Source organism: Ruegeria sp. CDSA021 (assembly GCF_059612325.1).
Map to the genome: position 1 here is coordinate 170,905 of NZ_JBXWQJ010000002.1, position 26,315 is coordinate 197,219.

At 56.8% G+C, this 26,315-nt stretch carries 23 protein-coding genes and 1 pseudogene; 4 read left to right on the forward strand and 20 right to left on the reverse strand.

Annotation, left to right across the window (positions count from 1 at the left end):
• The first annotated feature begins 57 nt into the window (after window positions 1–57).
• The 3 genes from AC2FLD_RS03045 to AC2FLD_RS03055 all read left to right on the forward strand — a co-directional run bounded on the left by AC2FLD_RS03045 (window position 58) and on the right by AC2FLD_RS03055 (window position 2,259).
• Complete coding sequence (locus AC2FLD_RS03045) at window positions 58–363, forward strand: chorismate mutase (protein ID WP_496667534.1); 306 nt, start codon at window positions 58–60, stop codon at window positions 361–363.
• 53 nt (window positions 364–416) lie between these two features.
• Window positions 417–1,307, forward strand: coding sequence for a bifunctional methylenetetrahydrofolate dehydrogenase/methenyltetrahydrofolate cyclohydrolase FolD (gene folD, locus AC2FLD_RS03050; protein ID WP_496667533.1), 891 nt, complete (start codon window positions 417–419; stop codon window positions 1,305–1,307).
• Window positions 1,308–1,572: 265 nt separating this feature from the next.
• Window positions 1,573–2,259: a LytTR family DNA-binding domain-containing protein gene (locus AC2FLD_RS03055; RefSeq protein ID WP_496667532.1), complete on the forward strand. Its 687-nt coding sequence runs from the start codon at window positions 1,573–1,575 to the stop codon at window positions 2,257–2,259.
• Between the two features lie 2 nt (window positions 2,260–2,261).
• On the opposite strand, the gene pdeM is transcribed toward AC2FLD_RS03055, so the two are convergent.
• From pdeM to AC2FLD_RS03130, 15 genes are all read right to left on the reverse strand, one after another.
• Window positions 2,262–2,924 (reverse strand): ligase-associated DNA damage response endonuclease PdeM, encoded by a 663-nt coding sequence (pdeM, locus tag AC2FLD_RS03060; RefSeq protein ID WP_496667531.1) that lies wholly within the window; start codon window positions 2,922–2,924, stop codon window positions 2,262–2,264.
• A 40-nt stretch (window positions 2,925–2,964) separates the two neighbouring features.
• A complete protein-coding gene (locus AC2FLD_RS03065; RefSeq protein WP_496667530.1) occupies window positions 2,965–5,376 on the reverse strand; it encodes a ligase-associated DNA damage response DEXH box helicase in 2,412 nt (803 codons plus the stop codon).
• 40 nt (window positions 5,377–5,416) lie between these two features.
• Window positions 5,417–6,724 (reverse strand): DUF8689 domain-containing protein, encoded by a 1,308-nt coding sequence (locus AC2FLD_RS03070; protein WP_050603180.1) that lies wholly within the window; start codon window positions 6,722–6,724, stop codon window positions 5,417–5,419.
• Window positions 6,725–6,841: 117 nt separating this feature from the next.
• The gene (locus AC2FLD_RS03075; RefSeq protein ID WP_496667529.1) at window positions 6,842–7,387 is read right to left on the reverse strand and encodes a prepilin peptidase; all 546 of its coding nucleotides are present in this window, start codon (window positions 7,385–7,387) and stop codon (window positions 6,842–6,844) included.
• 3 nt (window positions 7,388–7,390) lie between these two features.
• Window positions 7,391–8,242, reverse strand: coding sequence for a tetratricopeptide repeat protein (locus AC2FLD_RS03080; RefSeq protein ID WP_496667528.1), 852 nt, complete (start codon window positions 8,240–8,242; stop codon window positions 7,391–7,393).
• A 26-nt stretch (window positions 8,243–8,268) separates the two neighbouring features.
• Complete coding sequence (locus tag AC2FLD_RS03085; RefSeq protein WP_496667527.1) at window positions 8,269–8,853, reverse strand: tetratricopeptide repeat protein; 585 nt, start codon at window positions 8,851–8,853, stop codon at window positions 8,269–8,271.
• A gap of 15 nt (window positions 8,854–8,868) precedes the next feature.
• Window positions 8,869–9,843 (reverse strand): type II secretion system F family protein, encoded by a 975-nt coding sequence (locus AC2FLD_RS03090; protein WP_050603183.1) that lies wholly within the window; start codon window positions 9,841–9,843, stop codon window positions 8,869–8,871.
• A 9-nt stretch (window positions 9,844–9,852) separates the two neighbouring features.
• Window positions 9,853–10,821: a type II secretion system F family protein gene (locus tag AC2FLD_RS03095; protein WP_496667526.1), complete on the reverse strand. Its 969-nt coding sequence runs from the start codon at window positions 10,819–10,821 to the stop codon at window positions 9,853–9,855.
• Between the two features lie 11 nt (window positions 10,822–10,832).
• Entirely contained in the window at window positions 10,833–12,275 is a 1,443-nt protein-coding gene (locus AC2FLD_RS03100; RefSeq protein WP_496667525.1) for a TadA family conjugal transfer-associated ATPase, read from the reverse strand.
• A 24-nt stretch (window positions 12,276–12,299) separates the two neighbouring features.
• Window positions 12,300–13,538, reverse strand: a complete 1,239-nt coding sequence (locus AC2FLD_RS03105) for a CpaE/TadZ family protein (protein WP_050603357.1) — start codon at window positions 13,536–13,538, stop codon at window positions 12,300–12,302.
• 199 nt (window positions 13,539–13,737) lie between these two features.
• On the reverse strand, window positions 13,738–14,370 hold the full coding sequence (locus AC2FLD_RS03110; RefSeq protein ID WP_050603186.1) for an OmpA family protein: 633 nt from the start codon (window positions 14,368–14,370) through the stop codon (window positions 13,738–13,740).
• A 17-nt stretch (window positions 14,371–14,387) separates the two neighbouring features.
• Window positions 14,388–15,794 carry a type II and III secretion system protein family protein gene (locus tag AC2FLD_RS03115; protein WP_050603187.1) on the reverse strand — a complete coding sequence of 469 codons (1,407 nt, stop codon included), beginning with the start codon at window positions 15,792–15,794 and terminating at the stop codon, window positions 14,388–14,390.
• Between the two features lie 194 nt (window positions 15,795–15,988).
• Entirely contained in the window at window positions 15,989–16,870 is an 882-nt protein-coding gene (cpaB, locus tag AC2FLD_RS03120) for a Flp pilus assembly protein CpaB (RefSeq protein ID WP_496667524.1), read from the reverse strand.
• Window positions 16,871–17,161: 291 nt separating this feature from the next.
• Window positions 17,162–17,389 carry a hypothetical protein gene (locus AC2FLD_RS03125; protein WP_050603189.1) on the reverse strand — a complete coding sequence of 76 codons (228 nt, stop codon included), beginning with the start codon at window positions 17,387–17,389 and terminating at the stop codon, window positions 17,162–17,164.
• A 298-nt stretch (window positions 17,390–17,687) separates the two neighbouring features.
• Window positions 17,688–17,915, reverse strand: coding sequence for a Flp family type IVb pilin (locus AC2FLD_RS03130; RefSeq protein ID WP_496667523.1), 228 nt, complete (start codon window positions 17,913–17,915; stop codon window positions 17,688–17,690).
• Between the two features lie 353 nt (window positions 17,916–18,268).
• On the opposite strand from AC2FLD_RS03130, the gene AC2FLD_RS03135 reads away from it, so the two are divergent.
• The gene (locus AC2FLD_RS03135) at window positions 18,269–19,135 is read left to right on the forward strand and encodes a lytic transglycosylase domain-containing protein (RefSeq protein ID WP_496667522.1); all 867 of its coding nucleotides are present in this window, start codon (window positions 18,269–18,271) and stop codon (window positions 19,133–19,135) included.
• A 36-nt stretch (window positions 19,136–19,171) separates the two neighbouring features.
• On the opposite strand, the gene AC2FLD_RS03140 is transcribed toward AC2FLD_RS03135, so the two are convergent.
• From AC2FLD_RS03140 to tldD, 5 genes and pseudogenes are all read right to left on the reverse strand, one after another.
• Window positions 19,172–19,798 carry a 3-oxoacid CoA-transferase subunit B gene (locus AC2FLD_RS03140; protein ID WP_050603192.1) on the reverse strand — a complete coding sequence of 209 codons (627 nt, stop codon included), beginning with the start codon at window positions 19,796–19,798 and terminating at the stop codon, window positions 19,172–19,174.
• Window positions 19,798–20,502 (reverse strand): CoA transferase subunit A, encoded by a 705-nt coding sequence (locus AC2FLD_RS03145; protein WP_050603358.1) that lies wholly within the window; start codon window positions 20,500–20,502, stop codon window positions 19,798–19,800. Before AC2FLD_RS03145 ends, AC2FLD_RS03140 begins: the two co-directional genes overlap by 1 nt.
• A 91-nt stretch (window positions 20,503–20,593) precedes the next feature.
• Complete coding sequence (topA, locus tag AC2FLD_RS03150; RefSeq protein ID WP_496667521.1) at window positions 20,594–23,221, reverse strand: type I DNA topoisomerase; 2,628 nt, start codon at window positions 23,219–23,221, stop codon at window positions 20,594–20,596.
• Window positions 23,222–23,401: 180 nt separating this feature from the next.
• A pseudogene (gene dprA, locus AC2FLD_RS03155) lies at window positions 23,402–24,527 on the reverse strand (DNA-processing protein DprA).
• A 238-nt stretch (window positions 24,528–24,765) separates the two neighbouring features.
• Window positions 24,766–26,187 carry a metalloprotease TldD gene (gene tldD / locus AC2FLD_RS03160; RefSeq protein WP_496667520.1) on the reverse strand — a complete coding sequence of 474 codons (1,422 nt, stop codon included), beginning with the start codon at window positions 26,185–26,187 and terminating at the stop codon, window positions 24,766–24,768.
• Window positions 26,188–26,315: the final 128 nt, after the last annotated feature.

Here is a 26,315-nt window from a genome sequence, read left to right on the forward strand (position 1 = left end):
GCTTTTTGAACCATCTCGTGGTCCGGGGATTCATTCCCGGGCCATGAGGAGATGATAATGCCCACTCTGACACCGCCCCAGCACTGTAGCACGATGCAGGACCTGCGGGTTGAGATCGACAAGCTGGATCGCCAACTGATCGAGATGCTGGTGACACGCGCCAGCTATATCGACCGAGCGTCTCAGCTTAAGCCGGGTGAGGGCCTTCCGGCCCGAATACCGGCCCGCGTCGAAGAGGTGGTGCAACGTGTGCGCGCAAGCTCGGACGCGCTGGGGATGGACCCGGATCTGGCTGAAAAGCTGTGGCGTATTTTGATTGACTGGTCGATTGCGCGCGAAGAGCGCGTGATCGGCATCGACTGACTGATCGGGCGCTTTGTGCGCCCGATCTGTTTTTTGAAAGAAGGGATCGAAGAATGGTAGCTCAGGTTATCGACGGTAAAGCCTTTGCCGCGAAAGTACGCGGGCAAGTGGCCGATCAGGTCGCAAAGCTGAAAGAAGAAAACGGCATCACCCCCGGCCTGGCCGTGGTTTTGGTCGGCGAAGACCCGGCCAGCCAAGTCTATGTCCGCTCAAAGGGCAAGATGACTGTCGAAGTCGGTATGAACTCATACGAGCACAAGCTGGATGTGGAGACCTCGGAAGAGGATCTGCTGGCGTTGATCGACAAACTGAACAACGACCCTGCGGTTCATGGCATTCTGGTTCAGCTGCCGCTGCCCAAACACCTGAACGAAGATCTGGTGATCAACTCAATCGACCCGGCCAAGGATGTCGATGGCTTCCACATCTCGAACGTGGGCCTGCTGGGCACCGGCCAGAAATCGATGGTGCCCTGCACACCGCTGGGCTGTCTGATGATGCTGCGCGACCACCATGGCTCGCTGTCGGGCATGGACGCAGTTGTAATCGGCCGCTCGAACATCGTGGGCAAGCCGATGGCGCAGCTTTTGCTGGGTGACAGCTGCACGGTGACCATCGCGCACTCGCGCACCAAGGACTTGCCCGACGTCGTGCGCCGTGCTGACATCGTTGTAGCCGCCGTAGGCCGTCCTGAGATGGTGCCGGGTGACTGGATCAAGGAAGGTGCCACCGTGATCGACGTGGGTATCAACCGCATCGAGCGCGACGGCAAGAACAAGCTGGTCGGCGACGTGGATTACGCCAGCGCGGCTGAGCGCGCGGGTGCGATCACTCCGGTTCCAGGTGGCGTAGGTCCGATGACCATCGCATGCCTGCTGGCCAACACATTGACCGCCTGCTGCCGCTCGAACGGCCTGCCAGAGCCTGAAGGCTTGACGGCATAAACACCTCAGGTCGGGCCGTTCCAATCGGCCCGACACTGCACGCGGGGTCACTATGACTGGCCCGGCTGGCCAGAGACGTTGTGGCCACGAACCCGGATTGGGTTTTACAGCTTGAAAAATCGTGATATTCCTGTTTTCTCGTTTGTTTACAGGTCACAATGCCTTAGTGCCGTTCGCGCTTGGGTTAAGCACATTCAAAAGCAGTATGACGTTAAAACTAAGTACGATACGAAGTGCATGTACTCCGCAGCGAGTGACAGCGGGCGTGGTATTCCTTCCCTTGCTGGCATATGCGTTTCCGCCCTTTCTTGCGTTTGAACTGAGCTTTGGGTTGCGGCTTCTGTTTTGGACCGGGGTCATGGTTCTTGCACTTACGGTGACGGGGCTGGCCCGAAAACTCATGCAAAACAATCCTGCTTTGTTAAGAATTCCCCTTCGCGACCTGGCTTACGCTGGGTTGATCCTCGCGTTGTTTACGCCCTCGCTGTGGCTGCTGGCCTGGATTCTGTTTACGTTTGGGGGGCAGATGGCTCCGGGTGCGCAAACGGTTGCCGTCTATGGGGCGCTGCTGGCCGCAGGCTTGGTTTTTGTGCAACGCAATGACCCAACAACTGCGAAAGCAGCCGTGCCTAAGGCGGAACAGCCACGCCTTGTCAGACGCCTTCCACCCGGCTTTGACGGTCAGATCTATCGCCTTACCGTGCGGGATCATAACGTGGATGTAGTGACCTCGGATGGGATATTCACACTCCGGTCGCGGTTCACGGACGCCATTGCCGAGATGGAGCCGGTTCCGGGTCATTGTTCGCATCGCTCACATTGGGTGACAGACGCCGCGATCGTGGGTGTCGAGAAAACAGGCGGCAAGACCTTTCTTAAGCTGGTCAACGGTGATCTGGTTCCGGTCAGCCGCAAGTATAAACCGATGTTGGAACAGGACGGTTTGATCTGACGCTAGCGCGGCATTGGAATCATCTGCGGGTGCGGGCCGGTCAGAATAGCCATGGCGTTCTGGTCCATGAGATCCGCCAGAACTTGATCAGAACTGCGCAACCCACCTGTGAAAGCACCGTAGGCAGGCAGGATCAGCCGTTTTTTATCTAACAAAAAGGCGGGTCGTGAAATGTGCCGCCCTTTTACCCTGATCTGCGCTTTTGGATGATAATGGCCGGAAACCTCTCCTTGCGCTTGGTCCTCAGCGATATGGCGAAAGGCCATTGGACCGCAGCGCCATTCGAATAGATGGGTGCCGCCCAGCTCAATCGGTCCGGGGTCGTGGTTACCTTCGATCCATATCCATTTGCGTCCGGCCTGCAAGGCCGCGATCCGAAGCTTTTCGGTTGTAGGCAACGCTTGCGCGGCTTCAAGGTCGTCAAAGCTGTCACCCAGACACAGTACAGTTTCGGCGTTGGTGCGCTCCAAGTCACTCGCCAACCGATCCAGCGTCTCTCGGGTGTCGTAGGGGGGCAATGCAGGCCCACCGCGCCGCACCGTACGTTCGGATTTACCCAAGTGCAGGTCTGAGATACAAAGCAACTGGCGCTCGGGCCACCACAGAGCACCGGAAGGTAAAGCGCCGAGGCGCTGACCTGCAAAGGAAAACTCGCACACGTTCATGATCCGTTCTTGGCGTGTTTTTATGCCCGACGCAAGAGGATCAAAGCTGATCGAGCCCGGCTGTCTGCAACAGACGCGCGCTTTCTTCGGCCAGCAGGCGTTCCTCTGCCGCGCCTTTGACCGGCACTTTTCCGACCTCAAGGAACAGTGGGGCGGACAGGGGTGAGATTCGATCCAGCCGTAGCAGATCAATGCGGTCGCCGATCCGGTCCAGCATCGTTTCAATCCGACCAAAATCGACCAGTCCGCGCATGGCTTCTTCGCGGGTGATCTGCATAAGCAAGTGATCCGGGTCGTATTTCAGCAGGGTATCGTACAGTATATCCGATGAAAAAGTAGCCTGCCGCCCGCTTTTGCGTTGCCCCGCCGTGTTGCGTTCGATCAGACCCGCTATGGTGGCAGAGGCGCGAAATGTGCGTTTCATCACGGCGTTGCCTGCCAACCAAGTGTCCAGCCCGTCGCGCAGCGCGTCGCGTTGAAACAACGGGGTAGGATCGGTGACCGCATCCAGCCCCCAGATAAGCGTTGCGTAATCTGTCGCAACAAAGCCCATCGGGGCCAGGCCGGTGTCCTCCATCCGTTTGGTCAGTAGCAGACCCAGTGTTTGCTGCGCGTTGCGACCGGCAAAACCGTAGACGCATAGATGTTCCCGACCGTCGCTTGGAAAGCTCTCGATCAGCAGACGGTCGCGCTGAGGCAGGCGCGAGATCTGGCGCTGCAAGGCCAACCATTCCGCGGTATGCGGTGGCAATTGCGGCCAATCCTTTTGGGCAAACATGCGCAGAATACGGTCGCTGAGCTGGGTGGAGGTCGCAAATTTCGTACCCGAGAAGGTCGCGATCTTGGGCTTGCGATCGGCGCGACGGCTGACCTCAACCACCATTTCACGCAGGCCTTCATACCGCACGATTTGCCCGCCGATCAAAAAAGTGTCGCCGGGCGTCAGCGAGGCTGCAAAAGCTTCTTCGACCTCTCCCAACGGCTTGCCACCCCGGCTGCGCTTCAGGCGTACCTTAAGGGTGTCCGTGTCCTGAATCGTTCCTAAATTCATACGAATGCGCGACGCTGCACGTGGATCGCGCAACTGCCACTTGCCATCCGCACGTCTTTGGAGCCGTTGCCAGCGGTCATATGCCCTCAGGGCGTAACCGCCGGTGGCACAGAAATCGACGCATGCGTCAAACTCGGGCCGGGTCAGATGCGCATAAGGCCCCGCAGCAGTCATTTCGACGTACAGATCGTCGGCGTCAAACGGTCCGGCACAGGCGGCAATCAGTATGTGCTGACTCAAGACGTCTCGAGGGCCGGGGCCGCGGGGTTCTCCGTCAAGATCATGGGCCTTTGCGGCCTCAAGCGCGGCGACGCATTCAACCACTTCAAACCTGTTGGCAGGCACCAGCAGCGCCTTGGAAGGCGCGTTATAGCGGTGGTTGGCCCGCCCGATCCGTTGCACCAGACGTTTGACATTCTTGGGTGCTCCGACCTGGATTACCAGATCCACATCGCCCCAGTCGATGCCCAGATCCAAAGAACCGGTGCAGACGATGGCGCGCAAATCCCCCCGGACCATCGCTGCCTCGACCCGTTCGCGTTTCTGGCGGTCGAGGCTGCCGTGATGGATGCCAATGGGCAGGCCGTCTTCATTGGCCAGCCACAGGTTGTGAAAAAAAATCTCAGCTTGCGCGCGCGTATTGTGAAAAATCAGCGTGGTTTTGTGTTGCCGGATTTGCTCCAGCACCGCCGGGATTGCATAAGCCGCGCCACCGCCGGACCAGGGCGGCATCTCGACCGTTTCCAACATGCAGATATCCGGGTCCGGGCCGGGATCTGCCTGCACGATCTGGCAGGGATCCGGGTGGCGGGCCAGAAAGCGGGCAATTGCATCGGGGTCTTCTACAGTGGCTGACAAGCCAACGCGACGTAGATCGGGGTTGAGGCGTTGCAGTCGCGCCAAAGCCAGCATCAACTGATCGCCGCGTTTGCTTTCGGCCAGAGCATGGATTTCATCGACAATGATCCGCTGCACACCATCGAACATGCGTGAAGCATCTTCGTACGAGGTCAGCAGTGCGAGGCTTTCAGGTGTGGTCAGCAGGATATGGGGCGGGTCGACCCTTTGACGTTTCTTTTGCGTGGCCGAAGTGTCACCGGTGCGATCCTCGATCCGGATTGGCAGGCCGATCTCGTCCACCGGAGAGCGCAGGTTACGTTTGATATCGGCCGCCAGCGCCTTGAGCGGTGAAACATAGATCGTATGCAATCCGCTATGGGCACCGTCAGCCAGCTGCACCAGCGAGGGCAGAAACCCGGCCATAGTCTTGCCGCCGCCGGTCGGGGCGATCAGCAAGGTCGCTTGGTCATGCGCCCGGTCGAACATCTCTTGTTGATGCGGGTGAATGGACCAGCCTTTGGTGGAAAACCACGCGCCAATCGAAGCGGGAATCTGCGTCATGAACGCAGATTACTCGCCCAAAGGAGGGATTGGCAGGGCGTTATTTGACGATTTTCTCGTCTTTTACGAACATGTTGGCCCAGGCGCGCTCGATCAGGTCGGGGCTCATCTGATAGGGGATGCCTTCGAACTCGCAGATCGAGATCATCTGATCGATCAGGAAGATCGGTTGATAGTTGGCGTAGATGTTGTTGATGGTCGGGTATTTGACCTTCAGCAGGTGCACCAGTGCCGCCTCATCCAGCGGCATTCCGCGTTTGCGGGCCACCATGGCAAAGATCTTCAGGAAGTTTTCCTGGTTTGGGCCGTCGATCTTGATCTTGAAAAAGATCCGGCGCAGGGCGGCTTGGTCGAAGATCTCGTTCGGGTGGAAGTTGGTCGAGAAGATAACAAGCGTATCGAAGGGCACCTCGAACTTTTCACCCGATTGCAGGCCGAGGATATCCTTGTTCTCTTCCAGCGGAACGATCCAACGGTTGACCAGAGCCTGCGGCGGTTCGGCCTGACGGCCAAGGTCGTCCACGATGAAGATGCCGCCGGTCGACTTCAGCTGCAACGGGGCCTGATAGGTTCGGGCGGTCGGGTTGTAGACCAGATCCAGCATGCTCAGCGACAGTTCACCACCGGTCACAACCGTGGGTCGTTCACATTGCACATAACGCGAATCGAAACGTTTGCGGCGGCGCAGGCTATTGGGATCATCGGGCTCCTGTTCGATCGCGGTGTGTACGATCGGGTCATAGACCGTGATGACCTGACCCGCATATTCAATGGCGTAAGGCACATAGACATTGTCCCCCAGCGCGTCGCGGATACCGTTCGAGATCGAGGATTTACCGTTGCCCGGAGGGCCATACATCAGAATCGAACGACCAGCGCTGACCGCAGGGCCCAGGTGGTCCAGCAGGCTGTCGGGCAGAACCAGATGACCCATTGCACCAACCAGTTGTTCCCGCGTGACCTGAATGTTCCGGATCGACTGGCGTTTGACCTGCTCGCGGTAAACATCGAGCGGCACGGGCATCGCGCCGAAATATTCTGACTGGCTCAATGCGTCCAACGCGCGGGCTTTGCCTGCATCGGTCAACTGATAGCCCATTTCGTTACCGCTGTTGGCATTCAGTGTCCCGGTCGCCTCAAGCAGCTTCTGGTCGCGTGCGATGTCGACCAGCTCTTGCGTGACCGAACCGGGCAGACAGATTGCCTCTGCGATTTCGGAAACGGTGCTGGCGTTTTTGCGGAAGACGGTCTTCAGCAGAATGTCCCGCATCATTACCAGCGGAAGTCTCATTTCACCCAATCCCTTGGGGGTAGGGGGGGCCATAACAGAGGAAGTCTGCATATTCATGCGCGTTGCTCGTTCATCAAAATGTCACGCCAAATGCCCAAAAGTGGGCGGTTTGGAGGAAAAATGACCCAGCTTTGTGGCGGGACAAAGGCAATGGCAAGGCGTGCTGATGATAGTTTACGATCCGAGAACAGTACCCAAAATCAAATACATGGCCAGTGTCCCAGCCAGAGCCAGCCCCATTGGAAACTGCTTGCCGCGATCCCAGCTTTCCCAATGTGGTGCGATGGCCCGGAGAGGGGTGTGTTTGGCCAGTCGGTGTGTGATAACAGCGGCCAGAATACAGGCGGTCAAGATCATTACCATCACCTTGAGATCACCCAGCCAGACAAAGGCTGATGCTGCGGCCATGAACTTTGCGTCGCCGGCACCCATGGCACCTGACGCGTTCAGGATGATGCCCAAAAGCAAGACAACAACGATATGAAGCAGCTGCCAGACATAAATAGGCAACGACACGGAATACGGACCAAGATGACCGCCCAGCCAGCCCGTGGACCAGGGCGGGATCGCAATCAGGCCGACCACAACAAAGACCAATGCCAATGCATAGACGGCATGGTTCTTGATCCGCATTTCACGCATATCGGTGAAAGCAACGTAGAAGCAAATCGGCAGCACGAACGGCAGAAACCAAGCCGCAGCGGCTGCGGGGATGTGCATGTATCAGGCCCCTTCAAGCGCGCGAAGCGAACGCACCGCCTCGTCGAAGTGCTGCGGGTGGGTGGAAATGGCTTCGCGGAACAGGTTCTTGGCGGTTGTGACATCGCCCTGCTTGACCGCTGAAATCGCCATCGTATTCAGCAAGCGGGCACGCTCGACCTGTGTCATTGGAACGACGGGCAGGTTATAGTTGCCCTGCGCTGAACGGGCCAGAACCAGATTGTTCTTGGCGGTGAACAGAGAATTGTCCTGACGAATAGCGTCGGAGAACAGGCGCTCGGCCTCGGCATATTGGCCCCGGGTCAGTTTCGAATAACCCCAATTGTTCATCACGCTGCCCGGACGGGTGGTCAAACCGATGGCTGTTTCATAGAAATGATCGGCCCGCTTCCAATCTTTGCGGGAGTCCGCGACCACGGCTTCAAGGCGATAGCGTTTGAAGGTCTCGAATGTCGGAGGAACTGAATCCAGAACGGTCTTTGCCTGCGTCCAATCACCACTGCGCACCAGCGCATCCGCATACTCGACCTTGTCCGCGGCGTTCGTGCCCTTCATCGTTGTCACGCGCTTCCAGGCGGCTGCGGCCTCGGTCGTCCGTTTGGCTCGGCCCAGCGAAATGGCCAGCCCTCGCTGAAGATCGATCCGGTCCGGATTCTTGAGCGCGGCCCCATGAAAATAGGTCACGGCCTCATTCGGGTCGGCGGCGCTTAGCAGAACTTCGTTCAGATTGGTTTCGTCAATGACGTTCACCTCTTGAAAGGTGCGTTCAACCTTTTCCTCTTCGGTTTCCTTTGCACAGGCCGAAAGGATCAGACCGCTGACAATGACAGTCGGAATCAAGAATTGCTGGCGCATTTTTTGCGTCCTTTACTGCTCTTTCCTCAATTCTGGATCTTGCGGAGCGTAAATTGCCCGTCGCCCTGCTGTTCCAGTGTGTATTCTTGTTCTTGAGGAGCAGTATTAACAGGATTTTCCATTTTTGCGAGAGCTAAGCGCAGATTGTCCCGGATTGCGTCACTTTCGCCATTGTCCAGTGCAAATGCCCTTTGAAAAACCTGCGCGGCCTCGGGGTATTCCTGTTTTTCCATCAACAGGACGCCAAGATTGTTCCAGGCGACGGGCCAATCCGGCTCATCTTCGACCGCGCGTCGCAGGAGTTTTTCGGCCTGGCCTAAGCGCCGCAAGCCAAGATTGGCTGTTCCCAAAGAGGTCAGGACCTGCGTTGTCATACCCTGATCCAGTGCCGCGCGGGAAAAGGATTCCAATGCCAGTTCGTATTCCCCTGCGGCCATCAACCTGTTTCCGACCGTTATGCTGTCTTCAGCTTGCCCCTTATTATCGACGCCTGGCGCATCCAGTGCATCGGGGGACACCCCTTCCGTGCAGGAAGCCACCACGGCGCAAACCATGGTGGCTTTGAGGATACGGCGAAACCCCACAGGGAAGCACCTGAATTCAGCTTTCATAGGGTTCTATCCGCCCTAGCGACCAAAACTCGAAATGACGTTTGCCGACGGTCCGACCAGAATGATCAGCAGTGGCGGAACTGTCAGCATCATTGTGACAAGAGTCATCTTGGTCGGCAACTTGTTCGCAGCCTCTTCGGCGCGCATGACCCGTTTATCGCGCATCTCGCCGGCATAAACCCGCAGAGCCTCGGCAATGGATGTACCGAATGTGGCCGATTGGATCATCACGGTTACAAAAGAGGTCACATCCTGCACCCCGCACCGCGTGCCAAAGTCCCGCAGAACATTATCTTTGTCCTTACCAGCCTTCATTTCGTGGGCGACGATTTCGAACTCCTGGGCAATTTCCGGGTAAGAGGAACTCATTTCGCTGGCGACACGCACGATGGCCTGATCCAGAGATTGTCCGGCTTCGACGCAGACCAACATCAGGTCAAGCGTGTCCGGAAAGCCTGCGGTGATCGCTTCCTGCCGCTCGGCCACGCGGCGTGTGATCCAGTACTTGGGGGCAAAATAGCCAATTGCGGCGGGAACAAACACCCGGATCATCATCTGTTGACCGGTGAACTCCTGATCACCGGCCAGAACTGTGATCAAGAGAATGCCAACCATGATGCCAGCAATCCCCAGCGCAAACTGCGCAAAATGAAAGAAACGCACCGAGTCCTTTGATCGGTACCCGGCCTGACGCAGCTTCAGCTCGACCGCCGAATACTCCTCCTCGTTCTTGGGCTCAAGGAAGTTCGCGAATTTCTCAAGTTGTTCGTTGCGGCCGGAATTGCGCAGACGCTCTTTCTTGTCCTTGGGCTGCCTTTTAGGGGCGGCGTTCGACCTCTGCAGCTTCTTCAGCGGGTCTTCAGGCTGATTCACCATCAGCAACACGGCCACGATAATCAGAAGCAAGCCGAGGACGCCTACAGCTATGAGGGGTCCGAATTCACCCAGGTTCTGGGTCAAAAGGTCATTGATGCGCGTCAGAAATTCCATTGGCTTTCCTCAGACCTTGATGTTGGTGATGATCTTCATGACGATCAGGTTCAGCGTCAGAAGTATGCCGACGACGAAACACGCGGGGATAAACCAAGGGTGGTCCATAACGTCGTCGTAGTATCCAGGGTCTTTGACCAAGATGAAAATCAAACAGGCGACAGGAAAGCCGGACAGGAACTTGCCTGACCACTGCGCTTCGGCAGTGATGGCTTTCACGCGGCGGAACAGGCGGAAGCGCGCGCGGATCACCTGTGCCAAACCTGCCAAAATCTCAGCTAGGTTACCGCCTGATTGTTGTTGAATGCCCACAGCCACGGCCAAGAAACGCAAATCCTGATTGTCCAGGCGTTCAGCCATGTCTTTCAGCGCCTCGCCGACCTCGCGGCCATAGGCACATTCGTCGGCGATAACGCCGAACTCAGTGCCCAAAGGGTCTTGGACTTCGTTCGCAACCACTTGAATTGTCGAAACAAACGGGTTTCCGACGCGCAGAGAGCGTACCATCAGTTCAACCGCATCAGGCAGCTGTTCTTCAATCATGCCCATACGTTTCTTGGCTTTGTGGTTGACCCAGGCATAGACGCCACCGATGCCGATGGCGATGGAAATCGCGATGCGCAGAGTCGTATCCGTCGCGGTGCCGATGCTTAGGCCGACAAAGGCCATCCCAGACACCAGGGCCATAATCATGATCAGTTGGCGTGGAGAGAACGCAATTGCCGCCTTTTGCGCCTTGTCAGCAAGCAACGAATACAGAGGGATGCTCTGCGATTTCATATGCTGCTGCATTTCCTTGCGCAGCTGCTCCAGCACCTGTTCGCGCCCGGCACCCTTTTCCAGCATGTCCAGACGTCGGTTAACCCGGCTGTTCAGGCTGATGGATTTGCCGAAGGCGACAAGATAGATGCCTTCGACCAGGGCAAGGACCCCCACAAAGATGGCGACATAGATGATCACCTCCATAGGCAATTGCATACCCGGTTCTCCTACATTGCGGTTGGGTCGTAGATCGACGCTGGCAGGTCAAAGCCCCACAGACGGAAGCGTTCCGAATAGTGGCTGCGCACGCCGGTTGCTGTGAAATGTCCGATAATCTTGTTGTCCGGTGTCAGGCCAACACGTTGAAAACGAAAGATTTCCTGCATTGATATGACGTCGCCTTCCATGCCGGTGATCTCGGTGATTGAGGTCATGCGGCGCGAACCGTCCTGCAAGCGGCTGGCCTGCACGATCAGGTTCACAGCGGACGAGATTTGACTGCGCACTGCTTTAATCGGCATTTCGATCCCGGCCATCGCGATCATGTTCTCGAGACGCGAAATCCCGTCACGCGCCGAGTTGGCGTGGATCGTGGTCATCGAACCGTCGTGGCCCGTGTTCATGGCCTGCAACATGTCGATCACCTCGGCGCCACGAGTCTCGCCCACGATAATGCGGTCGGGGCGCATACGCAGGGCGTTTTTCAAACAGTCGCGAGGGCTGACTTCACCTTTGCCTTCGACGTTGGGCGGGCGGCTTTCCATCCGGCCCACGTGGGTCTGTTGCAGCTGAAGTTCCGCCGTGTCCTCGATGGTCAGGATACGTTCGGCATCGTCGATAAAGCTGGACAGGGCGTTAAGCGTGGTGGTTTTACCAGAACCGGTACCGCCAGATACGATCACGTTCAGACGGGTCGAGACCGCCGCTTGCAAATACGCGGCCATTTCTTCGGTGAACGCACCGAAATTGACCAGGTCGTCGATGCCCAGCTTGTCCTTTTTGAACTTACGAATCGAAACCAGAGAGCCGTCAACCGCAACCGGGGGCACCATGGCGTTGAAACGCGACCCATCAGCCAGACGGGCGTCAACATAAGGGTTTGATTCATCAACACGACGGCCCACGGCAGACACGATCTTGTCGATGATCCGCATCAGGTGCTTTTCATCCTTGAAGGTAATGTCGCTGAGTTCCAGCTTACCTTCACGTTCCACAAAGATCTGTTGCGGGCCGTTCACAAGAATATCGTTGACCGTATCGTCCTGGAGCAGAGCTTCGAGCGGGCCGAGGCCGGTCACTTCGTCATACAGCTCTTTGTTCAGCTGCGACCGGTCTTCTCGGTTAAGGACAATGTTTCTTGTTTCCAGAACCTCGCTTGCGATTGCGCCAATTTCTGCACGCAATTCAGCTTCGCCAGCGTTTTCCAAAGCGGCAAGGTTCAGGTTTTCCAACAATTCCCGGTGGAGTTCGATTTTGATCTCGCCCAGCCGCTCTTTACGCTTGCGATCACGGTCAGATCCGGCGAACTCGCCAACTTTCTTCTTATGGGGTTTGCGTGCAACTGCCGTTGTTGTGGGTGCAGCCTCTGCGACGGGCGCTGCCGGTTCAGTGGCTTTTGCCGGAGCTTTAACCGGCTGTGCAGCGGGCTGTTTTTTATATCTTGAAAACACGGCAGGTACCCCTTTGCGAAGATGTTAAGCTGCTTCTTCGGCGCTGCTGCTACCAAGGCTGTGAAGCGATTTCGCTAACTTGGCGATTTCCCGGCGCAGCGGGTTCTTGGCGGCAGAATTTGCCAATGGCAGACCGTGGTCGCCACTTTGCATGACTGGCTTGCCTCCGTCGGGCAACTGCAGGTCGATTGAGATCCCCAAGCTTTCGCCCATTCGCTTTACACGGCTTTTTCCATTCAAGTCGGTGAACTTTGGCGCCCGGTTCAGCGCGAAACGCAATTTGTTGAAGGGCAGTTCCTCGGCCTGCAGAGCGCGCTTAAGGCGCAGAGCGTTCTGTGCAGATCGCATATCCAACTCGATCATGGCGAAATACACGTGCGCCGCCTGCAAGACCGTCTCGGACCACAGGACCAGCGTTTTGGGCATGTCGACAATGACGTAATCGAAATGCGTGCGCGCCATGTCGATGACGCGCTGGATATCTTCAGGTGTGATAAGATCCAGCGGCACCATGTCGGAAGGCGATGTCAGGACTTGAAGCTTTTCTTCATATGTTTGAAGGGCTTGCGAGAACACCTCGCTGTCCATCGAATCGGTGTCCGACAACATTTCAAACACTGTTTCGCGACGTGGCAGATCCAGATAGGTGGAAACAGTACCGTACTGCAGATCGAGGTCGATCAAACAGACAGTGGGCGCATCCTTGTCGGACACACAGGAAAGTTCCCAGGCCAGATTGACGGCCATGGTGGTAGAACCGACGCCGCCGGCCAGTCCTTGAACGACAAACAACGCGCCTTCTTTCGAATCCCCTTTTGCAAGGGGGACCGCAGCGGCCTGGGCCATGGCAACCGGATCGGGTTGCTTCATACGCTCGATGGCTTCCTGCAACTCGCCTTCAGGCAAGGGGTAGGGGACAAACTCGTCAGCGCCTTTGCGCAGCAATTGATGCAGCGAGGCGGGAGTGACGTCTTCAGCGATTAGAACAACTTTGATTTTCTTCTCTTTGGCCTGAGTGATGATCTCACCCATCAAAGAGAGGTTGTCTTCATCTTCGCCATCGATCGCCAACGCGACAAACTCAAGTGTTTCGGCCTCGGGTTGGCTGAAAAAGGCCAACGCTTCTGCAAATCCCAGGTCACCCCATCGTTCGCCTAAAATGGCTTCCATATCTTCGATCAAAAGATCGAAATTCTGGACATCCCGGCTGATGGTGCAGGCCAAAATTGCAGTATTGTCATCTTGCGGCGTCGCGCTGGTCATAAACATTATCCTCGTCGTGAGGGCTCAGCATGTCATATGAACGAAATCCGCCAGTTTGATGTGCTGTCGCCCCGATACGGTCAAATTTGGCCGCAGGTCACCCTATTGTTCACAAAATCGCTTTGAAGTTGGGCGAGAATTGGGCGCAAAAGAACCAATTGTAGGGAAATGGGCGACGATGTCGCCCATTTCGTGCGTATTATTGACCCGCGTCAGCGCCCTCTGTCGCTGTAACCTGTTCAATCGTACTTTTCCAAGTCGCGCTTTCGACATATTCGCGGTAAATTACTTCCGCGTATTTACCGTCCAGCAATTGCGGGTTGCGGTCAACGAAACCGGAAACTTCAGTTACCGTTCTGCGATTGCGGCGGTCCCGGTTCGGTGTTGCGATCAACGGTTGTGTTTTGCCAAAGGACACGACTGCTTCAAGGCGTGAACGTGAGATACCCTGCCGTTCAAGGAAAGCCACAACTGCCTGCGCGCGGCGCATACCCAGGCTTTTGTTGTAGCTGGTCGATCCCACTGCATCCGTATGCCCGTAAACACGGAATCGCGCTTCGGGGAACTGTTTGATCCAGTCGGCTTGTTGCAACAGAACACGTTGGGCCGATGCGTCCAGTTGCGAACTATTGAACGCAAAGTTGACCTGGCTTGGCACATCCGCGGCAAAGCGGCGGCCGAGAATCTGAGCATATGTCAGTTCACCGTTCTGTACCTGGATGTTGTTCAATGTTGCGTTGCCGAATGTTCCAGCATCGATCTCGTATCCGGCCTCGCGCGTACATGCGGCGACAGCGACCGTAAGACCCAGTGTGATGATCCACTTTTGCATTGGTCCGATCCTCCTGATCAATCTAGGACATAGCCGTAGGAACTGCCGAAGTCTTGCCGTGCAACTTCTGATGCCCCTCCGGCGCCAGCACGCTGCGTCCGCGCTACCCTGCCATTGACGAACAGGTCAAATTCGCTGGGCGGTTTGACTCGGTCGGTCGGAAGGGCAAGTGCCTCTCCACGTGTCGGCGTAACCAGGTGCGCAGTGATGATAATCACAAGTTCGCTCTGCTGCCGCTGATAGTTGGAACTGCGGAACAAAGCACCCAGAACCGGTACGTCGCCTAGCCACGGCACCTGATTGCTCAGATCCGCAAAATCATCTTGAATGAGCCCTGCAATGGCAAAGCTTTCACCATCGCGCAACTCGATCGTGGTCGTGGTTCGACGGGTGATGAAGCTGGGAACGGAATCGCCGTTGATTGTAAAATCTGAGCTTTGATCAATACTTGAAACTGCTGTTCCCATTTCAAGGTTGATCAGGTCGCCATCTACAACGCGAGGGATGAAATCTATCTCGACACCGAACGCCTTGTACTCGATGGCTACGACACCGTCATCCTGCGGTACGGGAATCGGAACCTCGCCACCCGCCAAAAACGTTGCTTCCTGCCCAGATAGGGCCGACAGATTGGGTTCAGCCAAGCTGCGGGCCAGACCTTTGCTTTCAAGCGCTTCCAGCAACAAGCGAACTTGCGTCGAACCAGCGCCAAACCCGAACAGAATCGCTCCAGTGTTTGTTTGCACGGCCGGGATGTTGTTTGCGAGAGCGTTGTTAAGTGAAAACTGGTTGTTGAGCGAGTTGAAACCACCAGTTACGTCTCCACCGCTGAAACCAAGCGATGCTGTCAGGCTTTTGGCGACGGAGCGGTTCATTTCCGCAAAGCGTACTTTCAGCATGACCTGCTGAACGCCACCGACCGACATCAGATTCGAAACGCGCTCAGGAGCATAGCGTTCAGCCAATTCCAGCGCGCGTGCCAGCTTGGCCGCGCTTGAAATCGTTCCAGACAACACGATGCCATCATTGGCGGTTCGAACTTCGATTGGTTCATCGGGAAGAATCTGACGCAGACGTTCCTTGAATTCTGAAACATCGGGCGAGACTCGCACCCGGACGTTGGCCAACAGGTTGCCGGCCCCGTCAAACAGGGTCAGTGTCGTCAGGCCCGGGGCCTTACCCAGAACGTAAATGGTCCGGTCCGACAGGGATGAGATATCTGCAATGCCCGCGTTGGCAATGCTGAGCTCTGCAAAGGGTTGCTCGCTTTCAACGACGATCGCGCGATTCATCGGGACATCAAGTGTTTCCACCGTGCCCTTCTTCACCACACGCAAAGTTTCAGCCCAGGCGGAATCTCCGACAGGACTTGCTACAAGCGTCAACCCCAGCAGGGTTGCGCTGATCCAGGAACGTAATGTCATGTGACCTGCCTCTCCGATCACGCCTCGTTTTTTGGGTCTTATGCCCTATGGGGAAGGAGACTGCGCGAAATCCGAATTTATTGCAATAATCAATGGTTTCCGGAATTTTCCTTATGTGGAGAAATGGCAACATTCACAAAGAAAAGAGCCGCGCACACGGCGCGGCTCTGATCTTGTAAGGTTCTGAATTGGCGTTAGTTTGTGCAGGGAATGGGCACATTTACGATCTCGCCGCCACGTCTGATGCGGGTCGTGCAAACTTGCTCGACTTGTTTCTCTGGCTCCGGGGCTGCGTCTTGAATGCCAAGCAGCTTGCGCTGGTCGACTTCAATCGTGGATGCAACGGATTCATCTGCGACACCCACCAGTGCCAGGGACAGTCGTCCGGAATTCTGAGCTTGCGCCAGTGCCGCAACCTGTTCCGGTGTAACTGCAACCGTAACCGTCCGTGCAATGGTTGTGTTGGCAACGTCGGAACCGGCTGTCTGGTCGACGGCAATGAGCTGAACGCTGGTTTCGATCAAACGGGTGATGCCGCCGTTGCCGTTGCCTTCCACAGTGCCGCTGGTGCCGGTCCAATAGATGTCAACATTGTCACCCGGCCGCAAAAAGCCCGACACGCCCGAAGCGACGTCAACACTGATCGCAAAGGCGCGCATTCCTTTTTCAAGGCGCGACGTCAGGCCAGCCTTTTCACCGGGTTCGGTGATCTTGACGCCCATGATCGCTTCGTCTTTTTCCATTGTCCTGAGAACAAAACGCTCATTGGGGCCGCTTTCCGGGAACAGTGCTGCGATCTCGGAAAAGGTTCCCTCAGGAATCGCGTTTTCCGGCCAGTCCACGGCGCGGATGTCCTCTTCAGTGAGACGCTCACCGTATTTCAGCAGGCGATTCGAGACATAAACTGTTACCGTGGGGATGACTTCGACCTGGGCATTGGCCAGCGCCTCTTCTGCGGCGAGTCTCTGACGGGCCAGCTCGTTCTGGTAGGCCGAAATATAGTTGCGTGCCATATACACAGCACCCCCGGCCAGAGCAACGCCGACAATCAGGACAAGTCCGAATACCGCTCGCATGCGAGTACCTCTTCTATTGTTTGGTCGAATTCTTAGCGGCCAAGAGGTCGCTTTGAAACAGCCTAATGCCTAGCCATAAATTGTGTCGAAATGTGGGACAAATATGTCTGATTATCAGATTTCGCGTTATCTTCAGCACAATTTGGCTCAGAAATGTCGTCCATTTGTCTGCTTTCCACCGGAATGCAGACGTCAAAAAAACGCTGCTCCGTTGAGGGGTGCAGCGTTTTTTGTTCAGCCAGCTCGGCACCATGTCGGGAAAAACGGGCCAATACGTAAGCCTGCTGAGCTTTAGTTGGTTCCCTCTGTGACAAGGCCACCGGCTGCGCTGTTTGAGCCGGTGCTGACTACAGAACTACTCATGGCCTCATTGATGTTGCCGCCCATGCCGTCAACGCTTGAGCTGATGACGAGGAAGGTCGCACCCGACAATCCTATGACCACAGCGGTTAATACCACCCAGTCAACTGTCACCGCTCCCGCTTCGTCGGACTTAAACCGATTAAGGAACCTGAGCATGACTTTCTCTCCAATCTATTACGTATGTGTTTTCCGTAGCGTCACCCATAACTGGTTCGCTCGAATGGCGGAAATCGGGCCAAAAATTGATTTTGTTGGAATGGTTGAGGGCTTCGCGCTTTTTGACAGCAATTTTGTGCAGAGACACAGATGCGGGATCGCGGCTTTTTGGGATAAGCGCCCAGCTATTCGTGCTGGTTCTAGCTCAAGTCTTTTGACTTCAAGTGGGTGGTCATGCATCGCAAAAAAAAGACCGCGCCAAGAAGGCGCGGTCTCGAATTCTTATTAAAGCAGAAGCTTAGTTGGAGCCTGCAGCAGTGATACCACCTGTTGCGGTGTTGCTGCCGGTGCTCAGCGACGCTGCGTTCAGCGCGGTGTTCACATCGGTTGCCAGGCCAGTCGCGCCAGCCGAAATCTGCTGGTATGCAACGGCTGCCAAGCCGATGACTGCTGCGGTCAGAACAACCCAGTCAACTGTTACTGCGCCGTCTTCGTCTTTGCGGAAGTTCTTGATGAACTTGATCATGTTACGTCCCTCCTAAAGGATCTAAAAAAGTTTAATGAACCTCGGCGTCTTCCAGAGCTTTCTCTCTCAGTCCGCTCCCGATCGTCTCGGTATGGGACTATGTTTGCCTGTTAGGCGTGGCAGGAATTGGGCCAAACGCAGATTTTTTTTCGTGCAACTTAACTTTTTGGTTATGAAATTTGTAACATCTTGAAATAAAATGAAAAAATTTCTCTCTAAGCTGATTCACTCATCCTTTTGCGATGCAAAATTGCGTCAAATGAGGCGAAATTGCCCCATTTCGCTTTGTTTTTCTGGCTTTGCGCGAAGATTCGGAGTTCAAATCGCCTAAAAAGAAAACATGAGGCAGGCAAATGACTCTCCGGACCGCACTTCATTGCGCCGGTGTACTGGCGTTTCTTCTATCGGGTGCCCCATCGGTTGGCGCGACCGAGGCTGAACCCCGCGGCGTGTACAAAAGGATCAAGGCCCCCAAACCCGGCGATCGTCCCCGGGTGACGGTGCAAATCACTGCAGAAGAACATGCGACACGCCCTTCAGCACCCAGCACAGGGGCAGAGATATCTGTGCCGGATGTCGTCGCACGGACAGAAGTTGCCCAACCCGTTCAACCAGAGACACAAGCCAAGCGTGATCCCAAAGGGTCGTACAAGGCGTTCTGGGACAGGATCTCGCCCGAAATCGGTCAGGGCGGGGCCGGGCGTCTTGATGCGGCTATTTCTGCCCTTGCTGCTACCAGCGTGCGGTCTCCGCGCCTGCAAACGCTTCAGAACATTGCGCAGCAGCAAGGCAAAGAGATCCTGCGTTCAACTGTTGGAACGAATGTCTCGCCAGCCCTTGTCCTGGCGGTGATCTCGGTCGAGTCCGCAGGGCGGGTGGATGCGATCAGTTCTGCGGGCGCACAGGGGCTTATGCAGCTCATGCCCGCCACGGCAGCTCGTTTCGGTGTGAAAGACAGCCTTCAGCCAGCTCAGAACATAGCCGGGGGTGTGAAATATCTTAACTGGCTGATGGAAGAATTCGGGAATGATCCGATTCTGGTATTGGCCGGATACAACGCGGGTGAAGGTTCCGTGCGCAAGCACAGCGGCGTTCCACCCTACTCAGAAACACGGGATTATGTGCCCAAAGTTCTGGCCGCATTCCAGATCGCAAAGGCCTTGTGTGCCACGCCGCCCGATCTGATTTCTGACGGTTGCGTGTTCCAGACCTCAAACTGACTAAGGCCCGCCTTGATCCGGCGGGCCTTAGTTCTTTTAGGAAACGAGTGTCGCTTGTGTAGCCGCGCGCATCTCGTCTTCGCTGACCCCATCAGCCAGTTCGACGATCTTCAGGCCACCTTCGACCACATCCAGCACACCCAGATTGGTGATGATGCGATCGACCACGCCTTTGCCGGTCAGTGGCAGGGTGCATTCCTTGAGGACCTTGCTGTCGCCGTGCTTGTTGGTGTGATCCATCACAACGATCACCCGGCCAACACCAGCGACCAGATCCATTGCACCGCCCATACCTTTCACCAGCTTGCCGGGAATCATCCAGTTGGCCAGGTCGCCTTTCTCATCCACTTCCATTGCGCCCAGAATCGCTGCTGCGATTTTGCCGCCGCGGATCATGGCAAAAGATGTGGCGCTGTCGAAATATGCCGTGCGGGACAGTTCGGTGATCGTCTGCTTGCCCGCATTGATCAGGTCCGGGTCTTCTTCGCCTTCGAACGGGAAGGGGCCCATGCCCAGCATACCGTTCTCGGATTGCAGGGTGATGTCCTTGTCACCCACATAGTTGGCCACCAGCGTCGGAATACCGATGCCGAGGTTCACATACATGCCGTCTTCCAGTTCCTCTGCCGCGCGCGCGGCCATCTGATTGCGGTCCCAGGGCATTATGCTTCCTCCTTCTTGCGGGTGGTGCGCTGTTCTATGCGCTTTTCATGGCTGCCCTGAACGATGCGATTCACATAGATGCCGGGCAGATGAATCGAGTCAGGGTCGAGCGAGCCGCGCGGAACGATCTCTTCCACTTCTGCCACGCAGATCTTGCCGCAGGTCGCCGCAGGGACGTTGAAATTCCGGGCGGTCTTGCGGAATACGAGGTTTCCTGTGTCGTCGGCTTTCCACGCCTTGACGATGGCCAGATCGGCAAAGATGCCTTCTTCAAGGATGTAGGTCTCGCCGTTGAAGTCCTTATGTTCCTTGCCATCGGCGATCACGGTGCCAACACCGGTTTTGGTATAGAAGCCGGGAATGCCGGCACCACCCGCGCGCATCCTCTCGGCCAGTGTTCCTTGCGGGTTGAATTCCAGCTCCAACTCACCGCTCAGATACTGGCGCATGAATTCAGCGTTTTCGCCGACATACGAACTGATCATCTTTTTGACTTGCTTCGTCTGCAGCAAGATGCCGATACCGAAATCGTCCACACCGGCATTGTTCGATGCAAAGCTCAGGTCTTTGACGCCCGACTCTTTTATAGCTTCAAGCAACAGTTCCGGAATGCCACACAGGCCAAAGCCGCCCGCGGCGATCAACATACCATCCGTCAGCACCCCATCGAGCGCTTCGGTGGCATTGGCATAGATTTTTTTCATGGAAAACTCCCCCAATGACATGGTGATGGGCAGGTTGTGCCGCCACGTTATTGGGAAGTCAATGAAACCAAGGGGGTGTTGGTATTTCTACCTACTCCGCCGCCTTCTTGGCTGCTGCCTTCTTCTTAGGGGCGGCCTTTTTCTTGGTGCCCTTCTTGGAGGCACGTTCATTCACCAGTTCGATGGCCATTTCCTGGGTTACGTCTTCGGGCTTGATGTCCTTGGGGATGGTCGCGTTGACCTTTTCCCACTTCACATAAGGCCCATAGCGGCCGTCCAGAACCTGCATAGTTCCGCCATCGGGATGCTCGCCCAATTCTTTCAGCGGTTTCGCCGCCGCCCGCCGCCCGCGACCCGGATTGGCACGCTTTTCGGCCAGCATCTCGACTGCGCGGTTCATGCCGATCTCAAACACATCGTTGGGATCCTTGAGATTAGCGTAAACCGGCTTCGCGTCTTCTGGTAGCTGATGCATCAGGTATGGCCCGAACCGCCCGAAATTCGAGCTGATCATGCCACCCTCTGGGTGTTCGCCGATTTGGCGGGGCAGGGACAGCAGCGTCAGCGCCTTGTCCAGATCCATGTCATCCTTGCTCCACCCACGTGGCAAAGAGGCGCGTGGAGGTTTCTTGTTCTCGGGCGTGGGTTCGCCGCGCTGAACGTAAGGACCGAAACGACCGGATTTCAGCCAGATCTCATCACCTGCATCTTCACCCAGCAAGCGTTCTTCACCTTCGGCACCTTCACCTGCGATGGGGCGGGTATAGGTGCATTCGGGGTAATTGCCGCAACCGACGAAACCGCCGGTGCGCGAGGTCTTCAGGTGCAGCTGGCCGTTGCCGCATTTCGGGCAAATCCTCGGATCCGATCCATCCTCGCGTGGCGGATACAACTGCGGCGCCAGTGCTTCGTCCAGCTTGTCCAGCACTTCGGAAATACGCAGCTCGGACGTCTCACCAATTGCAGCCGAAAAATCGCGCCAGAATTTGCCCAACAGGTCCTTGTAGTCACGGTCCCCGGCGCTGACGTCATCCAGCTCTTCTTCCAGATTGGCGGTGAATTCGTAACCGACATATTGCCGGAAGAAATTCAGCAGGAAAATCGTAACGATCCGCCCCTTTTCCTCGGGGATCAGCCGGTTCTTGTCCTTGCGTACATATTCCCGGTCCTGAATCGTCGTTACGATCGAGGCATAGGTCGAAGGCCGTCCGATCCCAAGCTCTTCCATCCGCTTGACCAGCGTCGCTTCGGTATAGCGCGGGGGCGGTTGAGTGTGGTGTTGAAGGGCCAGAACGGATTCGTTCTCGGACAGGACTGCCTCTTTCGCGACCCTGTCACCGCTGTCGCTGGTCGCCTTGGCGAACTGATCCTTTAGGGAAGTCTTGGCAAAACGCGCCGGATCGCCCTGCATGATCTGCGGCAGGCGCTTTTCGTCGTCATCGGCCACATCGTCGCGACCTTCTTCATAAACGCGCATGAAGCCATCAAACAGAACCACCTGACCGGTGGCGCGCAGGCCGACCTGACCGTCGTCGCTGCCAATCTCGACGGTGGTCCGTTCCAAACGGGCGGCGGCCATCTGACAGGCGATGGTACGCTTCCAGATCAGATCATAAAGCTTGCGCTGATCGTCATCCGTGACTTTCAGCGCCTTGGCGTCGCGGGACATATCCGTCGGGCGGATACACTCGTGCGCTTCCTGAGCATTCTTGGCTTTGTTCTTGTAGATGCGCGGGCTGTCCGGAACATATTCTGCGCCAAAACGATCCGCGATGGCATCCCGCGTTGCCACCACGGCCTCAGGCGCCATGTCGATGCCGTCGGTCCGCATGTAGGTAATGTAGCCCGCCTCATAGAGCCGCTGCGCGACTTGCATCGCGTGGCGTGCACCCATTCCGAACTTGCGGCTTGCTTCCTGCTGCAAGGTTGACGTCATGAATGGCGCGCTGGGGTTTCGAGCAGCGGGCTTGGCCTCGACCGAAGTGACGCTGAGTGCGCGGCTGGTGATGGCCTGTACCGCCAGTTCCGCCTGGGTCGCATTGGCCAGATCATGTTTGTCCAGCTTTTTGCCTGCCAGCGTGACCAGTCTCGCCTCATAGGTTTGACCTCGTGGAGTCTCGAACAGTGCTTTGACCGACCAGTATTCGACTGGCTTGAACGCTTCGATCTCCATCTCGCGTTCGACGATCAGGCGCAGACAGACCGATTGGACGCGCCCAGCTGATTTCGCACCGGGCAGCTTGCGCCACAAAACGGGCGACAGGTTGAACCCCACCAGATAGTCCAATGCGCGGCGGGCCAGATAGGCCTCGACCAGCGGCATGTCGACCTGACGCGGATTCTGCATCGCCTGAGTGACAGCTTCTTTGGTGATGGCATTGAAGGTTACGCGGCTGACCGGCGTATCTTTCTTGATCGAGCGGCGTTTGGTCAGCGCCTCCTGCAGGTGCCAGCTGATCGCCTCGCCTTCGCGGTCAGGGTCGGTGGCGAGGATCAGTGCGTTGTCTTCTTTCAGCGCGTCAGCGATGGCTTTGACATGCTTGCGGCTGTCATTGCCGACTTCCCATTTCATGGAAAATTCATGCTCGGGATCGACTGATCCATCCTTCGGGGGAAGGTCCCGCACATGGCCGTAAGAGGCCAAAACTGTGTAGTCGGGGCCGAGATATTTATTGATTGTTTTAGCTTTGGCCGGAGATTCTACAACAACTACAGGCATTTAAGGGGAAACCTCGCTCGACGAATTTGACGCCTTCTATGGTGGTGCAAAATGTGTGGGGCAAGCGGGAATTGTCAATGCGTTCCTTTTGCAGGCTGAAAAACATCGTGATTTCAGGTCACTATTACGGGTACCGTGCCGACAGACGGGCCGACGCGGCGACCCCAGTGGGCGGTTCAATCAGCCTGCCAGGGACAATAGACCCCCAGGCTGCCGCTGGATTCGCCCTTCCAGTTCCAGGTCGACCAATGCAGGGCCAAGCTCACCAGCCGAGGCCGCGATGTCGCGCAACAACTGGTCTTCTGCGATGGGTGAGGGGCCAAGTCGTTCAAGGATTTGAATGTGTAAGTCTTGGGTGGGGTGCACGATGGCGGTAGGTGGCCGCTCAGGTTGACGTGAAAACAGGTTGTCCTTTGGCGGCAAGGCTTCAATCACGTCCTCAGCGGACCGAACCAGGGTGGCGCCATCCCGAATCAAAAGATTGCACCCGGCGGCCCGCGCGTCAAAGGGGTGACCGGGAACGGCCAGAACCTCGCGCCCCTGATCCAAGGCATCGCGTGCCGTGATCAGGCTGCCGGACTTGGCGGCAGCCTCGACCACGACAACAGCCTGCGCGAGGCCCGAGATGATCCGATTGCGACGGGGGAAGTGCCGGGCCTGAGGTGTCACGCCCATCGGCTGTTCCGACAGGCGCAGCCCGTCCGAGGCGATGTCATGGGCCAGTTCTGTATTCTCTGCCGGGTAGATCACATCCACGCCGCCCGCCATGACAGCGATGGTGCCGGAAGTCAGGGCTGCCATATGTGCTACCGTATCAATTCCACGGGCCAGGCCAGACACGATCACATGTCCCTTGCCACCTAAATCGGTCGCCAACCCTCGGGCCGTTCGTGCGCCAAGTGAAGAACAGTTTCGCGCACCGACCATCGCAATTGCTGGCTGTTGCAGCAGGGAAACGTTGCCGATCGCCCACAGTATCGGGGGCGCATCGTTCAGATCATTCAAGGCTGATGGGAAAGCAGCGGACCCAAGGCCGCAAAAGCCGCGCTTTTGCGGCTTTTGCGGCCTTGAGCTCCGCCTCGATCACGCCGGGGGGGCAGATTTCATACCCTTCTATTCCGGCGGCGCGTGCCATTTCGGGCAGCGCGGCCAGCGCGTTCTGCGCCGAGCCATGTTCCCGCAGAAGTCGGCGAAACGTCGCCGGACCAATCTTGCGAGAACGCAAAAGGCGAAGCCACGAAAACCGGTCCTCTTCCGTGGTGGGTGGGAGTGGGGGGTGATTGGAAGAAAGCTGCTCTTCGGTCATCCGGTGCTCCGCCTTGTTGCAAAACTGGTTTACAAGAAGGCGGGTTAACAGCCTGTAAATCGTGGAAAATTAGATCTGTATTTGCCCGAAATTGTTACCCAAACTTACATTAAGTTATTGAAAGAAATGGAGAAGCCAAAAACTATTTTTTTGAAGCAAAGCATCTTTCAACGGTTTGCGGGTTTGGCGCACGGGCGCAAGGTTAACCCTGTGCCCGTGTTTTTCAGTCTTTTGCGACTCAGGCCGCCGAGCCGCCAACAGTCAGCCCATCCATCAGGACGGTCGGCTGCCCGACGCCCACCGGTACCCATTGCCCATCCTTTCCGCAGGTGCCCATACCAGGATCCAACGCCATGTCGTTGCCGAGCCCGCGGATACGTTTCAAAGCGGATGGCCCGTCACCAATCAGCGTTGCGCCTTTGACGGGCGCGCCGATCTTGCCGTTTTCGACCCGGTAGGCTTCGGTGCACGAGAAAACGAACTTGCCATTGGTGATGTCCACCTGACCGCCGCCGAAACCCACCGCCCAGATGCCGTCCTTGATATCCGCGACCAAAGCTGCAGGGTCGGACTCGCCCCCCAGCATGATCGTGTTGGTCATGCGTGGCATGGGTTTGTGCGCATAGCTCTGCCGCCGCCCGTTGCCTGTGGGTGCGACACCCATCAGCCGCGCATTCTGGCGGTCCTGCATATAGCCAGTCAGGACACCGTCTTCGATCAGCACTGTGCGAGAGCTGGGCGTGCCCTCATCATCCACGGTGATCGAGCCGCGACGATCGGCAATGGTGCCGTCATCCACAACGGTTACACCTTTTGAGGCGATCTGCTGACCCATCAGCCCGGCAAAGGCCGAGCTGCCCTTGCGGTTGAAATCCCCCTCTAATCCGTGGCCGATGGCTTCGTGCAGAAGAATACCGGGCCAGCCGGGTCCAAGCGCCACTTCCATCACACCTGCGGGGGCCGGGACCGCATCCAGATTGACCAAGGCAACACGCAGGGCTTCACGGGCCTTGGCCTGCCAATCTGCCGGATCAATCAATCCGCTCAGGCCCACGCGCCCACCGCCACCTGCCGAACCGCTTTCTCGGCGTCCGTTCTGTTCCACGATCACAGAAACATTCACGCGTGTCATCGGACGCACATCGCGCACAATCACGCCATCGGGGCGCAGAATCTCGACCTCTTGAACAGCGGCCGAAATCATTGCGCTGACCTGCACAACGCGCGGATCCATATCGCGGGCAAAGGCATCGATCTCGCGCAGGGTTTCGATCTTGACCGGAAACTCAGCAGAGTCGATGGGGTCATCGTCTGTGTAGAGGCGCGTGTTGGTGGGCCGGGGTGCCTCGGCCAGCGTCCCGCCGCCATCCCCAACGGCCAGACGCGCGGTTTCAGCAGCCCGCTTCAGCGCAGGAATCGAAACGTCCGTTGAATGTGCGTAACCTGCGACTTCGCCTTGGACCGCTCGCAGGCCGAATCCCTCGGAGGCATCATAAGAAGCAGTGCGCAGACGCCCGTCATCAAACACCAATGACTCGGACTTTCGACGCTCGACAAACAGTTCTCCGTCCTCAGCCCCGGCGGTCGCCGATTGCAAAATAGATAGCGCTTCATCATGCGGTAGGGCGCTTTCAAAGGGGCGAAATGGGGCGTCGGGCATGGGTTGTGACCTTTCGGGTTTGATCCAGATCAAAAATAGCGTCTGTTTGACGCAAGCATTTTGCTTTATCTACCCGAAGGAATATGGTTTTTAACGCGGCCAAAGACAACGGGAGAGGTGCGACCGAT